Origin of the sequence: Pseudomonas sp. 5P_5.1_Bac1 (assembly GCF_025466015.1) — a bacterium.
Classification (GTDB): domain Bacteria; phylum Pseudomonadota; class Gammaproteobacteria; order Pseudomonadales; family Pseudomonadaceae; genus Aquipseudomonas.
Genome location: NZ_JANLNX010000117.1, coordinates 31,594 through 46,293, shown reverse-complemented (window position 1 = coordinate 46,293; position 14,700 = coordinate 31,594). Strand labels below are relative to the sequence as shown.

Below are 14,700 nucleotides of genomic sequence, written 5' to 3'. Positions count from 1 at the left end.
CTGTAGGACCCTTCACATAATCGGCAATGAAACTTTACCGGCACTCGCCCTCTAAGCATGATCGACCGCCCGCACCCATGGAGGATCCTGCGCATGCTCGGCGCCCTGCTCGACAAAGTCTTCAACCGCCCCCTCACCCAGGACGGGTTCGCCCAAAAATTCATCAAGGCCGCGCGCGACGCCGGCTTCAGCGGCCCCCTCACCTATGCGCCGGATGACTTCCGGATCGAACACAGCGAGGGCGCCTACTTCAATCTGCACAACGCCTTCCGTGATTATCAGAACGCTGAGCGCCCGCAGCGGGCTGCTGCGCTTAACGGCTACATAGCGACCTTACTCAGAGCCCGCGACACCGGGCCGCGTTCGTTCGAGGAGGTCAGGTCGTTGTTGCGCCCGGTCGTTCGCAACCTCGGCATGCTTGAAGAGGTCCGCCTGCACACCGTCCGTACCGAAGGACTGGATGCGCCGTACAGCGTGGCCCAATTGCCGGTGGGCAAGGACTGCGTGGCGCTGCTGGCGGTCGACTCTCCCGAAGCCACCTCCACCCTGACCAAAGGCCCCGAGGAACACTGGGGCGTGAACATGGAACAGGCCATGGCGATTGCCATGGACAACCTGCGCGCAACCACTGCGGATGCCTTCGACGAGGTCGTGCCGGGGCTGTATGTCGGGCGCTGGGGTGACGGCTACGACACCAGCCGGGTGCTGCTGCCGGACGTGTTGCAGCGGGCGCCCGTCAAGGGCCGGCCGGTGTTCATGATCCCCACCACGGATGTCTTGCTGGTGGCGGGCGACAAGGACGAGGAGGCGATCCTGCACATGGTCGAAGTCAGCCAGAAAACCATGGAAAACGGCCGCACGCTGTCCAGCCAGGTCTACACCTACGACGATCAGCGCATCGTGCCCTTCCCGCCCGGCAACGAAGCTCTGGAAATACGCCGTGCAAGCCTGGAGCGCGTGCTGCTGCAAGGTGCCTATCACATGCAGAAGGAGTTGCTGGACAAGATCCATGAAGCGCACCAGCAGGACCTGTTCGTCGCGACCTACCAGCTTTTCCGTCAGTCCGAAGACGACGTCCGGACCTTCTCGGCGTGCAGCTGGACAGAAACCGTGGACACCCTGCTGCCGCGTACCGACCGCGTCGCGCTGGTGCAATTGCGCGACGACGGCACTGCCGACACCCGGGTGGTGGAATGGAATGATCTGGAAACCCACCTGAGCGAGTGGCTGCAACCGACGGGCACCTACCCGCCGCGCTACCGAACCCTTGGGTTTGCAACGCCGGAGCAGTTGAGCCGGTTGACGCCGCTTAGCTGATTTCCATGCGCCCTGCTGCGCGGATCACCAGCGCAGCAAGCGCGGCCCGAGCAGCGCGCCCAGCACTGTCGGCAGCGACATCCCCAACAGGTACCAGACACCCCAGAACGGCACGCCCATTTCCGGGCAATGCAGGCAGTAGACCAGCGTTGCCGTGGCGCCGGCCAGCAGGCCGCCGGCGGCACCCGCCTGGCGCAGGCGGGTCGGCGCCAGACCGCGCAGGGCCCAGAACACCGCGATGAAACTGGGTGCCGAGAGCAAGGCGATATTCAGCGGGCAGGTGCGCCAGGTGCGACCGAAGATCAGGTCGGCGCGGGCCTCGACCGGCGCACCGGCCAAGCTGATCGCAGCCCCCGCCCAGACCAGCACCAGCGGCAGGCCAAGCAACGCCCAGAGCGCGCCACCCTTGACGCCCGGGCGGGCCAGCCGCTGGGTCAAGCCGATGCCGAGCAGTGCCAGACTGCCGGGCAAGGCAACCTTGGCCCAGAACAGCGGCGTACGCACGACCTCGGCAAAATCACTGCGCACGCCATAGATGGCAACGATCAACAGCAGCGCGCAGGCCACACCGCCGAGCAACGCAAGGCCCAGACGCCTCGCCAGCGCATGGCGGTCCACCGGTCCTTCAGCGGCGGCCAACAGGGCAATCAGTTCATCGGTCTTCATCGTCGCCTTTACCTCGAATCAGCTTGGCGAGAGCCTTGAGCCCTCGGTGTATGCCCACCTTGACCGCAGAGCCGGAAAGCCCGGTGAGACGCGCGGTTTCCTCGACCGACAGGCCCTCCAGTTTGACGTGGACGATGGGCAGGCGCTGACGGTCCGGCAGTTGTCCGAGCAACTTGCCCAGGTCGCGACTGGCCTCGGCCGGCGCCTCATCGCTGGCGGCGAACAGGTCGCTGTCGTCGTCCAGCACGTCGTGCAGCGAATCACGCCGCGCGTGACCGCGAAAGTGATCGGTCAGCTTATAGCGGGCGATCGCCTGCACCCAGGCGGTCAGCGGCTGTTGCGCCTGGTAGGTATGGCGGGCGTTGTGTACCGCCAGCAGCACTTCCTGCAGCAGGTCTTCGACTTCCGCCGGACGCTGCGCCAGGCGCCGCCGCAGCAAGCCGCGCACATGCACCGCCAATGCCGCGAGGAATTCGCGATAGGCCACGGCATCGCCCGCCAGCCCGTTCAGCAGCAACGTCTGCAGGTGGGACTCGCGTTCGTCCAGCTCGTCCTGTGAGTTAGTTCGTTGCATTGGCCGCCAGGGTTACACCAGTGGGTTTCTTTTTTCATCGAAGCATCGCCGTCACCTGCGACGCAAGCGCGAGAAACAATTTCATCACTCCAGGGGCCACCGGAGAATGCTCAAAAAATATTTTCAGGGTGCTGTAACCCGATCGGCCAGCGCGGCGAATTACTCCATGAGCCGCCGGTAGATCACCACGGCACATCCCCTGGAGAAAGCACCATGAACAACTTCACTCGCCTCACCGCCGCCCTCGTCCTCGCTTCGCTGGCAGGTGCCGCCATGGCCGATGACACCACCAGCAAAGCCGCCAGCGGCGCCGCCATGGAGAAGTGCTACGGCGTCGCGATGGCCGGCAAGAACGATTGCAAGGCCGGTGCCGGCACGACCTGCGCCGGCAGTTCGAAGAAAGACTACGACGGCATGAGCTGGAAAAACGTCCCGGCCGGCACCTGCACCTCGATCAAGACGCCCACCGGCATGGGCTCGCTGACACCGACTCAGCACTAAGCGCAGGCCACCGACCATGAACGGGATCAACGCAATGGGCGCCGGACTCGGGCTCAAGGCCGAACACTACGCGCAAGCCCTGGCGTGCGAGGCTGAGGACCTGTGGTTCGAGGTCCATCCGGAAAACTACATGGTCGGTGGCCCACGCCTTGCGTGGCTGGAGCGGATCGCCGAACGGCATAAGCTCTCGCTGCACGGTGTTGCGCTGTCACTGGCAGCCGACGCCGAACCGGATGCGGCGCACCTGCGCCGCCTGCGGGCGTTGATCGACAGGGTCAGGCCGGCGCTGGTGTCGGAGCACCTGGCCTGGTCGACCTGGCGCGGCCAGTACCACCCAGACCTGCTGCCGTTTCCACGCAGCGACGAAGCACTGCAACGCATCACCGACAATATTCTGCGCACCCAGGACGCCCTGGGACGCTGCATCGCCATCGAAAACCCCAGCCATTACCTGCGCCTCGACGGCCACGACCGGGACGAAATCGACTTTCTCGGCGAACTGGTGCGGCGCACCGACTGCTCCTTGCTGCTGGACGTCAACAACGTCCACGTCAGCGCGCACAACCTCGGTTTCAGCGCGGCCGACTACCTCGCACGCTTTCCCGCCCAGGCGATCAGCGAATTGCACCTGGCCGGGCACAGCGAGGACAACCAGGGCGCCCTGTTGATCGACTCCCACGACGCCAGCATCGCCGAACCGGTGTGGGCCCTGTACCGCCAATTGATCCAGCGCATCGGGCCGCGCCCCACGCTGATCGAACGCGACGGCAATATCCCCGCGTTCAGCGAGCTGCTCGGCGAACGCGATATCGCCCAGGCCATCCTCGACCAGAACGGAGCCACACCATGAACCTGACCCTCGGCCAGTTCCAGGATGCCTTCGTCGCCTCGCTCTATGGCAACCCCGCAGAGGAGTTGGCGGCACTCACCGAACAACCGGCCTTCGCGGTGTACCGCAATACCGTGCTGGCCGGCGCCGTCGACGCGCTGTGCGCCAACTTCCCCAGTGTCGAGCGGCTGGTCGGCTACGACTGGATGCACGGCGCCGCAGCCGCCTATGCGCAACTCTCGCCGCCGGGCGATCCACGGCTGATCCGATATGGTGCCGGCTTCCCGGACTTTCTCGATGAGCAGACCGGCGCTCAAGGTACGCCCTGGCTGGCGGACGTTGCGCGCCTGGACTTCGACTGGGCGGCAGCCTTCAGCGCGCCCGTCGACCCCAGCCTCGACCTCACCGAACTGGCCGGCATGAGCGCCGCCGACCTTGCCCGCTGCCACCTGCGCCCCCGCCGCGGCGTGCGCTGGCGCTGGTTCCCGCTGCACCCGGTATTCAGCCTCTGGCGCCACAACAGAGAGGGCCTCGACTGGCCGCCCGCACAACCGTGGATCGCCGAAGGCGCGTTACTAACGGGCGACGCCGACGGCGTAATTCACCACCCGCTGGACGCCGGCGGCTGCGCCTTTCTCGATGCCTGCGCTGTCGGCCATGCCCTCGAACAGGCCGCATTGCTCGCGGAAAAAACCCAACCCGACCTGGACTTCAACGACCTGCTTGGCCGGCTGCTCCAGGCCAGGGTCTTCCTGCCCCTCTCACTCGCCTGAGGTTTCGCCATGGACATCACCCACCCCGCCGCCACCAACCGCTCGCTGCGCCAGCGCTGGAACCGCATCGCCGACTACCTGCAGCACCTGCTGGGCGATAGCGTGTTGTGCCTGGTGGCGCGATTGGGCATCGCCTCGATCTTCTTCCTCTCCGGCCGAACCAAGGTCGAAGGGTTCCTGAGCATCACCCCCAGCACCTACGAACTGTTCCAGAGCGACTACGCCCTGCCGCTGGTCTCGCCGTGGCTGGCGGCGCATCTGGCGACCTACGCGGAACACCTGTTCCCGCTGCTGCTGGTGCTCGGCCTGTTCACCCGTCTGTCGGCATTGGCGCTGCTGGGCATGACTCTGGTGATCGAAATTTTCGTGTACCCCGATGCCTGGCCGGTGCATTTGTCCTGGGCGGGGTTGCTCCTGCTGCTGGTCGCCCGCGGCGCGGGAGCAGTTTCGCTGGACTGGTTCTTGCGCGTGCGCTGAGCAGCGCGCGAGAAAAACTGTACAGGGAATTTGACTTGTACAGTTTTAGTCATACTCTCTAGGTATACCTGTACAAGATTTGTATTTTGTACAAGATTGCCTCGGAGATGCGAATGTCCAGCTACCTGCAATCCTTTGCCAACCGCTTTGCCACGCTGGATGCGGGCAGCCTCTCGCGGCTGGATGAGTTGTACAGCGACACCATCGTGTTTCGCGATCCCCTGCACGAAATCAACGGCCTGCCAGCACTGCGGGCCTACTTCGACCAGCTCTACGCCAATGCGCAGGACATCCGCTACGACTTCCACGACCTGGACGAAGTCGGCCCCGGCCGCGGCTACCTGCGCTGGACCCTGCACTTTCGCCATCCGCGCCTGGAGGGCGGCAAGCTGATCAGCCTGGACGGTTGCAGCCACCTGCGCTGGACCGACCGGGTTCACTTTCACCGCGACTACTTCGATGCCGGCGCCCTGCTCTACGAACACCTTCCAGTGATGGGCAGCCTGATCGGCTGGCTCAAGGGCCGGCTGGCATGAGCCGCTGCTGGCTGACCGGTGCCAGCAGCGGCATCGGCGCCGCGTTGGCGCTGCGCCTGCTGGAGCAAGGCCATCAGGTGGCGCTCGGCGGTCGCAATGCCGAGACGCTGGAGCCGCTGGCCCTGCGCTTCCCCGGCCAGGTGCTGCTGGCCACCGGCGATGTCAGCGACCCGCAGCAGGTCGCGGCCATCGTCACCGAGATCGAACAGGCCTGGGGCGCACTCGACCAGGTGATTCTCAACGCCGGCACCTGCGAGTACCTCGAACCCGGCCATTTCGATGCTGCCCTGGTGGAACGGGTACTGCACACCAACCTGCTGGGCGTCAGCCATTGCCTGCAGGCCGCGCTGCCGCTGCTGCGACGCGGGCAACAGCCGCATCTGGTGGTGACCGGCAGCTCGGTGACCTGGCTGGCCTTGCCGCGGGCTGGCGCGTATGGCGCGTCCAAGGCAGCGCTGCGCTACCTGATCGAGTCGCTGCGCATCGAGCTGATCGCCGAAGGCATCGACGTCACCCTGGTCAATCCGGGCTTTGTCGACACCCCGCTGACCCAGCGCAACGACTTCCCCATGCCACAGATCTGGAGCGCCGAGCGTGCCGCGCGGCATATCGCCGAACGCTTGCCGCGGCGCCCGCTGGAAATCAATTTCCCGACCCTTTTCACCCTGGTGCTGCGTCTGCTCGGCGCACTGCCGGCCCGCTGGCGCCTGAAGCTGGGCCAGCGCCTGGCGCGCAACGAACAGGACTAGAACCCATGCGTATCGCCATCATCGGCAGCGGCATCGCCGGCCTGACCTGTGCCCACTTGCTGTCCCGGCGCCACGAAATCACGGTGTTCGAGGCCGCCGACTGGATCGGCGGCCACACCCACACCGTCGATGTGCAGTGGCAAGGCCAGCACTACGCGGTGGACACCGGTTTTATCGTGTTCAACGACTGGACCTACCCCAATTTCATTCGCCTGCTCGATCACCTCGGCGTGGCTTCGCGGCCGACCGAGATGAGCTTCTCGGTGCACGATCCGCAAACCGGCCTCGAATACAACGGCCACGACCTCGACAGCCTGTTCGCCCAGCGGAGCAACCTGCTGTCGCCGGGTTTCTGGGGCATGCTGCGCGACATCCTGCGCTTCAACCGCCAGGTGCTGGCCGACCTCGACAGCGGACGGATCGACGCCGCCACCACCCTCGGCGACTACCTGCGGGCGCAGCGCTACGGCCAGCGCTTCATCGACCACTATGTCGTGCCCATGGGCTCGGCGATCTGGTCGATGTCGCGCGCCGACATGCTCGGTTTCCCTCTGCAATTCTTCGTGCGTTTCTGCCGCAACCACGGCCTGTTGTCGGTGAGCAATCGCCCGCAGTGGCGGGTTGTCGAGGGCGGCTCGCGCGGCTATATCGAGCCGCTGTGCCGGAGGTTCGCCGAGCGTATCCGGCTGAACTGCGCGGTAACCCGGGTCAGCCGCGACGAAGGCGGCGTGCCCCTCACCAGCAGCAACGGACCCGAGCGTTTCGACAGCGTGGTGTTCGCCTGCCACAGCGACCAGGCGCTGGCGCTACTCGACGCGCCCAGTGGCGCCGAACGCGAAGTGCTCGGCGCCTTGCGCTACGCCAGCAACGAGGTCGTCCTGCACACCGATACGCGCCTGCTGCCAAGGCGGCGCAAGGCCTGGGCCAGTTGGAACTATCGCCTCGGCGGTACGCAGCAGGCACCGGCCGCGCTGACCTACGACATGAACATCCTGCAGGGCATCGAGGCGCCGGTGACCTTCTGCGTGAGCCTCAACCAGACCGCGCAAATAGACCCGGCGCAGATACTCGCGCGCTTCGACTACGCCCACCCGCAATACAGCCTCGCGGCCGTGGCGGCGCAAGCGCGTCACGCCGAATTACAGGGCCAGCAACACAGCTTTTACTGCGGCGCCTACTGGGCCAACGGCTTCCACGAAGACGGCGTGACCAGCGCACTGCGGGTCGCCGAACACTTCGGAGAACACCTGTGAACAGCAGCCTGTGTCACGGCTGGGTCAGCCATCGCCGCCTGACCCCGCGGGTGCATGCGTTTCGCTACCGGGTCGGCATGCTCTACGTCGATCTGGACGAACAACCGCAACTGCTCGGCCTGTCACGCTGGCTCGGCACCTCGCTGCTGGCGCCGTTGAGCTGGCGCGAGCGCGACTTCCTGCCCGCCCTGACCCGGCAAGGCCAGTCGCTGGCCGATGCTGCGCGCACCCTGGTCGGCCAGGCCACCGGCGAAACGCCCGAAGGCGCCGTGCACCTGCTGACCCAGCCGCGCAGTTGGGGGTTGTCGTTCAACCCGGTGAGTTTCTATTTCTGCCATGACCGCGACGGGCGCCTGGCGGCGATCCTGCTCGAAGTACGCAACACGCCGTGGCGCGAGCGCTTCCACTACGTGCTGCCGGTGCAGGCCGGGCGACCCCGGCAGTTCGCGGTGGCCAAGGCCTTTCATGTCTCGCCGTTCATGCCGCTGGACATGGATTACCGCCTGCGCTTTTTCCTCGATGCGCAGCACATTCGCATCCACATGGAAAACTGGCGCGAGGGCCACAAGGTGTTCCAGGCCGACCTCGCCCTCAGCCGCCAGGCACTCACGGCCACATCCCTGCGCCGCCATATCCTGGCGTTTCCGTGGATGAGCCTGCGCACGGTGACCTCGATCTACTGGCAGGCCCTGCGCCTGCTGTTCAAACGCACCCCACTGCATGACCACCACGCCAGCCAGGACAGCCTGGGACTTGGCCGACACACCCGCGAGGAGTCCGAGCATGTCCATTCCCACCCTGACCGTTAGCAAGTCCACCGGGTTGAGCCCGCTGCTCGGCAGCCTGGCCAGAACCGCGGTGCTCGCGCAACTGCGGCGCTTGCGCCAGGGTCACTTGCGCCTGACCTGCAATGACCGCCAATGGACGTTCGGCGATGCCGACAGTCCATTGCAGGCCGAGGTCGAAATCACCGACGAGGCAGCCTGGAGCCTGGTCGCCAGCAACGGTTCGATCGGCGCCGGCGAGGCCTACATTCACGGCTACTGGCGCAGCCCGGACCTGGCGGCGCTGACCCGCCTGTTCGTCGCCAACCTGGAGGTCCTCGACGCCCTCGAAAGCGGTCTGGCGCGCCTCGGCCGCCCGGCGCTGCGCCTGCTGCACCGGCTCAACCGCAACAGCCGCCGCGGTTCGCGGCGCAATATCCTCGCCCATTACGACCTCGGCAATGCGCTGTTCGAACGCCTGCTCGACCCGACCATGATGTACTCGGCGGCGCAGTTCGAAAGCCCCGAACAAAGCCTTGAACAGGCGCAGTTGAACAAGCTCGACGGCATCTGCCGCAAGCTCGACCTGCAGGCCGATGAGCACCTGCTGGAAATCGGCACCGGCTGGGGCAGCCTGGCCATTCACGCGGCCACGCACTATGGCTGCCGGGTCACCACCACCACGCTCTCCGACGCCCAATACCAACACACGCAGGACCGCGTGCGAGCGCTGGGCCTGGAGCAACGCATCACGGTGCTGCGCGAGGACTACCGCGACTTGCGCGGAAGCTTCGACAAGCTGGTGTCGATCGAGATGATCGAGGCAGTCGGCCATCGCTACCTGCCCGCCTATTTCCGCCAATGCGCCGCGCGCCTGAAGGAAAACGGCCTGATGCTGCTGCAGGTGATCACCATCCGCGACCAGCGCTACGCCCAGGCGCGGCGCTCGGTGGATTTCATCCAGCGCTACATCTTTCCCGGCGGCGCCCTGCCCTCGCTGAGCGTGCTGCTGGACACCGCGAGCCGGCAGACCGCGCTGAACCTGATCCACATGGAAGACTTCGGCCAGGACTATGCGCGTACCCTGCGGCACTGGCGCGACAACCTGAACCAGTCCCGGTCTGCGCTGCTGGAGCTGGGGTATGACGAAACCTTCCAGCGCCTGTGGGAGTTCTACCTGTGCTACTGCCAGGGCGGTTTCGAAGAGCGGGCAATTGGCGTCGCCCAGTTGCTGTGGGCCGGTCCGACTGCGCGGCGAGCGCCGCTGCCGGGCGCCTGAGGTGTCCCGCGCCTGGCTGCTCGGCAATGCCCTGTGGTTGCAGGCGGGTTGGTGGGGTTGCGTGCTCGGCGCGCAGCGGCCGTGGTTGTTGTTGCCAGTACTGATCGGCCTGTTGATTCATGTGCGCTATTGCGACAACCCGAAAGCCGAGTTGGCGGCGTTGCTGCGGGTCGGCCTGGCGGGTTGCCTGCTGGACAGCGGGCTGGGGGCGATTGGCGTTTTCGCCTTCGACCAGACGCCGCTGCCGCTGTGGCTGGCGCTGCTCTGGCTGGTGCTGGCCAGCGGCATGCGCCACAGCCTGGCGTGGGCCGCACGTCCGCTCTGGTGGGGGGCCTTGCTGGGGATGCTCGGCGCGCCGCCAGCCTACCTCGCCGGCGCCCGTCTTGCCGGTATCGAACTGCCGCTGGGCAACCTCAACACCGCACTGCTGCTGGCGCCGCTATGGGCGCTCTGGCTGCCATTGTGCTTGCGTCTCTCCGCATGGCGCTGAGCGCGTCATAGCGCATCCCCGGCATCCAGCCGCGCCAGCAGCGACTCGCCGCGCAGCCACAAGGCGTCACGACGGGCGCTGTCCATCGCGTCCAGGCCCCGATAGATCATGCTCAGGCGCGGGTTATCGGCCAGCGGCTGGCGGTGACGCATGAGGAAATGCCAGTACAGGGCGTTGAACGGACAAGCGTCCTCCTCCACCGCCCGCTCGACCCGGTAGCGACAGGCACCACAGTGGTCGGACATGCGCTGGATATAGCGCCCGCTGGCGCAGTAGGGCTTGGACCCGAGGTAGCCGCCGTCGGCATGCATGACCATGCCCAGGGTGTTGGGCAGTTCGACCCAATCGAAGGCGTCCAGATAGACCGCCAGATACCACTCGCAGATCGCCGACGGCACGATGCCGGCCAGCAACGCGAAGTTGCCGGTGACCATCAGCCGCTGAATATGGTGGGCGTAGCCCAGCTCCAGGGTCTGGCCGATCACTTGCGACATGCAGCGCATGCCGGTCTGTCCGGTCCAGTAGAACTCGGGCAGGGCCCGCTGGTTATCGAAGGTATTGAGCTGCGCGTACTCGGGCATGCGCAGCCAGTAGATGCCGTGCACGTACTCGCGCCAGCCGATCAACTGGCGGATGAAACCCTCGGCCGCATTGAGCGGCACCCGCCCCTGGCGATAGGCGCTGTCGACGTCGGCGCACAGTTGGCGGACGTCCAGCAAACCGATGTTCAGCGCCGCGCTGATGCGCGCATGGAACAGAAACGGCTCGCCCTCGGCCATGGCGTCCTGGAAGTCGCCGAAGGCCGCCAGACCGAAGTCGAGAAAATGCTGCCACAGGGCCTGGGCCTGATCGTGGGTCACCGGGTAGTCGAAGGCTTCGACGCTGCCGTAGTGGTCACCGAAGCGCTCGCCCACCAGGGCGATGACCTCCCGGGTGATCGCGTCACGCTCGAAATGCGCCGGAAACGGTCCGCGCAGCCCACGGGGCAACGCCTTGCGGTTGTCGCTGTCGTAGTTCCAGGCGCCACCGGCCGGGCTGCCGTCGGGCTCGACCAGCAGGCCGCTGCGTTTGCGCATGCCGCGGTAGAAGTGCTCCATGCGCAACTGCGACTGACCCGCCGCCCAGCGGCCGAACGCCTGACGCGAACAGAGAAAACGCCGGTCCGCATGCCACACCAGCGGCAATCCGCTTTCGCGCAGGGCCTGCTCCAACCGCCATTCGCCGCACTCGGTCAGGTGCACTTCGTCCGCGCCGAACACCTCACGCCAGCGGCACAGTTCGCCAGCGATGCTGCCGCTGTTGTCCGGGGCGTCCAGACGCACGTACTGCACCCGCCAGCCTTGCTCACGCAGGGCCTCGGCGAAATGGCGCATGGCACTGAAGATCAGCACGATCTTCTGCGGGTGGTGCGGCACGTAGCGTGCTTCACCCTCCACCTCGGCCATCAGCAGCACGTCGCGGGCGGGGTCGAGGGCGCGCAGCGACGCCAGGTCGAACGACAGTTGGTCACCCAGCACCAAGCCGAGCCGGGCAGCTTCAGTCACCCGCGTTCGCCTCCGGCAGGCGACGGAAGAACAGCGTCACCTGCCCCACTTCCACGCCAAATTTGCGCATGCTGGTGCGGTTGATCAGGGTGTCTTCGTCCATCAGGTACATCCAGTCGTCCATATCCAGCTCCCAGTGGCGACCATCGACCGGAACGTCCAAACGATAGCGCCAGTGGAGCGCGTTGCCGGCCACTTCGCCAACGGCCTCGCCGATCACATCGCCGGCCCGCCCGCGCCAGCGACCCTGGCCGTCCGGCGTCAGCGTCCAGGTGCGCTGTTGGCGCGTGCCGTCGCTGTAGACGAAACGCTCGTCGAGGATCAGCCGTTCGCCTTCGCGGCGACTGTCGACGCGCACATGAAAACGCTTGGTCACTTCCCCGGAGCGGTTCTGCACCATGCCCCAGGCCTGGACCGGGCGGGAAAAGAACGCCACCAGGTTCAGGCCGGGTTGTTCCTTGGCATAGGTCTGCACATCGACGTTGCCGCAACTGCCCAGCAGCAGGCAGCCAAGCAGGATCAGGATTCTGCGCATGTCACTCTCCTCGATCGGCCTGCCCCAGCAGGCGCTGGCGCAGTTGTGGATCACGGGCCCGCGGGTCCAGCCAGATGGCGAAGAACGCACGGGCAAAGGCGGCGTCGTCAACCTCGCGGCGCAGCTCGCCGTCGACATAGAAACGGCAGCCACGTCCCGGCAGATACAAGCCGGTGATGCGCATGCCGGGACGCACATCGACAAAGGCGCCGTTCATGGCCTCGGTCCAGCGGTCCAGGGTGGCGGCGTCCAGGGTCTTGTCGCCGAGGCGGCGCATTTCCTCGAGGCTGGCTTCGACCAGCGTGTCCCGGGATAGCGAGCGGTGGTAGATGAGTTCCAGGGCGAAGGGCTGCTGCAGGTCCGGCGGTGTGACCGGGCTCCACAAGCGGGCGCTGTAGAGGCGCAGGCCAAACCAGGTGAATTCGCCGCTGCCCACCAGCCGGGCATCGGGCAATGCGGGCCGCCAGTCGGCGGCTGCGTTGGCGGTCATTGCCAGCAACAGGCAAAGCGAAAGCAGGGTGCGTCGCCGGTGATAGCCTGTGCTGGGCATGTGAAAGAACCTCGAAAGCGCTGCGAAATATTGTACAAGTATATTCTCTTGTACAACTTTAGCCTGAGCGGGTTCATTTCTGTAGAGGTTTTCTTGCAGGCTGGCAGATGGTCGGTGTTCTCAGGAACGAGCGCCGCATAGGCGGCGCATCGCGAGCAAGCTCGCTCCTACAGCGTTTTGCACAGTAGAAGCGAGCTTGTCGGGGCGATGATCCGTCGCGAGGTGATCAGGCATCCGCCAACACCAGATCAGCCCCCTTCTCCGCCACCATCAACACCGCAGCATGGGTGTTGCCGGAGGTCACATTAGGGAAGATCGACGCATCGATCACCCGCAGCCCATCAAGGCCATGCACTTTCAGGCGCTTGTCCACCACCGAGCTGGCTTCGTCGGCGCCCATGGCGCAGGTGCCGCACAGGTGGTAGATCGAGCCGCTGTTCTCGCGGAAGTACGCCAGCATCTGCTCGTCGCTGTCCACCGCCGGGCCCGGCAGCACTTCTTCGACGGTAATGCCCTTGAGCGCCGGGGCCTGCATGATCTTGCGCATCAGCCGGCTGCCCTGGATCACTTCGTCGATGTCTTTCTCGGTGCTCAGGTAGTTGGGGTCGATCAGCGCCGCATCGCGGGGGTTGCCCGAGGCGATTTCGACATGACCTCGGCTGGTCGGCCGGCACGGGTTAAAGCACAACAGGAAGCCGGAGTACGGTTCGGGCTTGAGACTGGCCTTGTTGTTCTTCGGGATCTGGTACGACAGCGGGTTGAAATACAACTGCAGGTTGGGGTTCTGCTCGCCCTCCTGACCACGGAAGAAGCCACCCGCCTGGTTGACGCTCATCGCCAGCGCGCCCTTGCGCGTGAACAGGTATTGCAGGCCCAGCTTGAGCTGGCCGAGCAACGAGCCGAGCTGGTCATTGAGGGTCGGGATATTGGCCTTGTAGTAGTAGCTGACGCACAGGTGATCCTGCAGATTGCGGCCCACCGCCGGCAGTTGCCTGACCTGCTTGATGCCGTGCTTGTCCAGCAGCGCGCGGTCGCCCACCCCGGACAGTTGCAGGATCTTCGGTGTATCCACGGCGCCGGCGCAGAGGATGACTTCCTTACGCGCGATAAAGCTGCGGCTGACACCGTTCTGGCTGACCAGCACGCCACTGGCGCGATCGCCTTCGAACAGCACCCGGTCGACCAGCGCATGGTGTTCGATCGTCAGGTTCGCCCGGCTCAGCGCCGGGTGCAGATGGGCGAAGCTGCTGGAGCAGCGCTGGCCGTTGCGGGTATTGACGTCGTAGATGCCGGCGCCTTCGAATTTCGGCCCGTTGAAGTCTTCGCTGCGCGGATAGCCCAGCTCTTCGCAGCCCTTGAGGAAGACGTCACAGATCGGGTGGGTCTGGCCTTTCATCGGGGTGATGCTGATCGGCCCGCTGCCGCCGTGATAGGCGCTGTCGCCCAGCGGGTGGTTCTCCAGCTTGCGGAAGTACGGCAGCACGTCCTTGAAGCCCCAGCCGTCGTTGCCGTTGGCCGCCCAGTCGTCGAAATCATGGGCCTGGCCGCGCACGTAGATCATCGCGTTGATCGAGCCCGAACCGCCCTGCACCTTGCCGCGCGGGGCGTAGATGGCGCGATTGGCGAGTTGCTTCTGCGGCTGGCTGTAGTACATCCAGTTGAAGGTCGGGTTGTAATACATCTTGGCGAAACCGACCGGGATCTTGAACCAGAACGAGTCGTCCTTGCCGCCCGCTTCCAGCAGCAGCACCGAGTGCTTGCCCGAGGCCGACAGCCGGTTGGCGAGGACGCAACCGGCAGCACCCGCGCCGGCAATGATGTAGTCGTAAGTCATGCAGTTACCGCGTAAGTCAGAGTGAGCGC

At 65.6% G+C, this 14,700-nt stretch carries 17 protein-coding genes; 11 read left to right on the top strand and 6 right to left on the bottom strand.

The annotated features are described in order from the left end of the window. The first annotated feature begins 93 nt into the window (after positions 1 to 93). Positions 94 to 1,317, top strand: a complete 1,224-nt coding sequence (locus NTD82_RS27790; protein ID WP_262131030.1) for a hypothetical protein — start codon at positions 94 to 96, stop codon at positions 1,315 to 1,317. A 24-nt stretch (positions 1,318 to 1,341) separates the two neighbouring features. Here the strand turns inward: NTD82_RS27790 and NTD82_RS27785 are convergent, their stop codons facing one another. Both NTD82_RS27785 and NTD82_RS27780 read right to left on the bottom strand, forming a co-directional pair. After that, entirely contained in the window at positions 1,342 to 1,983 is a 642-nt protein-coding gene (locus NTD82_RS27785; RefSeq protein WP_262131029.1) for a DUF1109 domain-containing protein, read from the bottom strand. Continuing rightward, on the bottom strand, positions 1,970 to 2,557 hold the full coding sequence (locus NTD82_RS27780; protein WP_262131028.1) for a sigma-70 family RNA polymerase sigma factor: 588 nt from the start codon (positions 2,555 to 2,557) through the stop codon (positions 1,970 to 1,972). The genes NTD82_RS27785 and NTD82_RS27780 overlap by 14 nt, the downstream gene beginning before the upstream one ends. 213 nt (positions 2,558 to 2,770) lie before the next feature. Between NTD82_RS27780 and NTD82_RS27775 the strand changes: the two genes are divergently transcribed. The 10 genes from NTD82_RS27775 (at position 2,771) to NTD82_RS27730 (ending at position 10,208) form a co-directional block, all read left to right on the top strand. Then, entirely contained in the window at positions 2,771 to 3,058 is a 288-nt protein-coding gene (locus tag NTD82_RS27775; protein ID WP_262131027.1) for a DUF2282 domain-containing protein, read from the top strand. A 16-nt stretch (positions 3,059 to 3,074) separates the two neighbouring features. Next, positions 3,075 to 3,908 carry a DUF692 domain-containing protein gene (locus NTD82_RS27770; RefSeq protein WP_410017095.1) on the top strand — a complete coding sequence of 278 codons (834 nt, stop codon included), beginning with the start codon at positions 3,075 to 3,077 and terminating at the stop codon, positions 3,906 to 3,908. Further along, positions 3,905 to 4,660 (top strand): DNA-binding domain-containing protein, encoded by a 756-nt coding sequence (locus NTD82_RS27765; protein ID WP_262131026.1) that lies wholly within the window; start codon positions 3,905 to 3,907, stop codon positions 4,658 to 4,660. Before NTD82_RS27770 ends, NTD82_RS27765 begins: the two co-directional genes overlap by 4 nt. A 9-nt stretch (positions 4,661 to 4,669) precedes the next feature. Continuing rightward, positions 4,670 to 5,137, top strand: coding sequence for a DoxX family protein (locus NTD82_RS27760; protein ID WP_262131025.1), 468 nt, complete (start codon positions 4,670 to 4,672; stop codon positions 5,135 to 5,137). Positions 5,138 to 5,250: 113 nt separating this feature from the next. Next, positions 5,251 to 5,673: a nuclear transport factor 2 family protein gene (locus tag NTD82_RS27755; protein ID WP_175650795.1), complete on the top strand. Its 423-nt coding sequence runs from the start codon at positions 5,251 to 5,253 to the stop codon at positions 5,671 to 5,673. Continuing rightward, the gene (locus NTD82_RS27750) at positions 5,670 to 6,422 is read left to right on the top strand and encodes an SDR family NAD(P)-dependent oxidoreductase (RefSeq protein ID WP_095155318.1); all 753 of its coding nucleotides are present in this window, start codon (positions 5,670 to 5,672) and stop codon (positions 6,420 to 6,422) included. Before NTD82_RS27755 ends, NTD82_RS27750 begins: the two co-directional genes overlap by 4 nt. A 5-nt stretch (positions 6,423 to 6,427) precedes the next feature. Next, a complete protein-coding gene (locus tag NTD82_RS27745) occupies positions 6,428 to 7,675 on the top strand; it encodes an NAD(P)/FAD-dependent oxidoreductase (protein ID WP_262131024.1) in 1,248 nt (415 codons plus the stop codon). Beyond that, positions 7,672 to 8,484: a DUF1365 domain-containing protein gene (locus NTD82_RS27740; protein ID WP_262131022.1), complete on the top strand. Its 813-nt coding sequence runs from the start codon at positions 7,672 to 7,674 to the stop codon at positions 8,482 to 8,484. Before NTD82_RS27745 ends, NTD82_RS27740 begins: the two co-directional genes overlap by 4 nt. Further along, entirely contained in the window at positions 8,459 to 9,718 is a 1,260-nt protein-coding gene (locus NTD82_RS27735) for an SAM-dependent methyltransferase (protein WP_262131021.1), read from the top strand. The genes NTD82_RS27740 and NTD82_RS27735 overlap by 26 nt, the downstream gene beginning before the upstream one ends. A 1-nt stretch (position 9,719) precedes the next feature. Further along, on the top strand, positions 9,720 to 10,208 hold the full coding sequence (locus tag NTD82_RS27730) for a DUF2878 domain-containing protein (RefSeq protein ID WP_262131019.1): 489 nt from the start codon (positions 9,720 to 9,722) through the stop codon (positions 10,206 to 10,208). Positions 10,209 to 10,213: 5 nt separating this feature from the next. On the opposite strand, the gene NTD82_RS27725 is transcribed toward NTD82_RS27730, so the two are convergent. The 4 genes from NTD82_RS27725 to NTD82_RS27710 all read right to left on the bottom strand — a co-directional run bounded on the left by NTD82_RS27725 (position 10,214) and on the right by NTD82_RS27710 (position 14,671). Beyond that, positions 10,214 to 11,752 carry a cryptochrome/photolyase family protein gene (locus NTD82_RS27725; protein ID WP_262131018.1) on the bottom strand — a complete coding sequence of 513 codons (1,539 nt, stop codon included), beginning with the start codon at positions 11,750 to 11,752 and terminating at the stop codon, positions 10,214 to 10,216. Next, positions 11,745 to 12,287: a DUF3833 domain-containing protein gene (locus NTD82_RS27720; protein WP_095155324.1), complete on the bottom strand. Its 543-nt coding sequence runs from the start codon at positions 12,285 to 12,287 to the stop codon at positions 11,745 to 11,747. Before NTD82_RS27720 ends, NTD82_RS27725 begins: the two co-directional genes overlap by 8 nt. A gap of 1 nt (position 12,288) precedes the next feature. After that, on the bottom strand, positions 12,289 to 12,837 hold the full coding sequence (locus NTD82_RS27715; protein WP_262131017.1) for a chalcone isomerase family protein: 549 nt from the start codon (positions 12,835 to 12,837) through the stop codon (positions 12,289 to 12,291). A gap of 226 nt (positions 12,838 to 13,063) precedes the next feature. After that, entirely contained in the window at positions 13,064 to 14,671 is a 1,608-nt protein-coding gene (locus tag NTD82_RS27710; RefSeq protein ID WP_262131016.1) for a GMC family oxidoreductase, read from the bottom strand. Positions 14,672 to 14,700 lie beyond the last annotated feature (29 nt).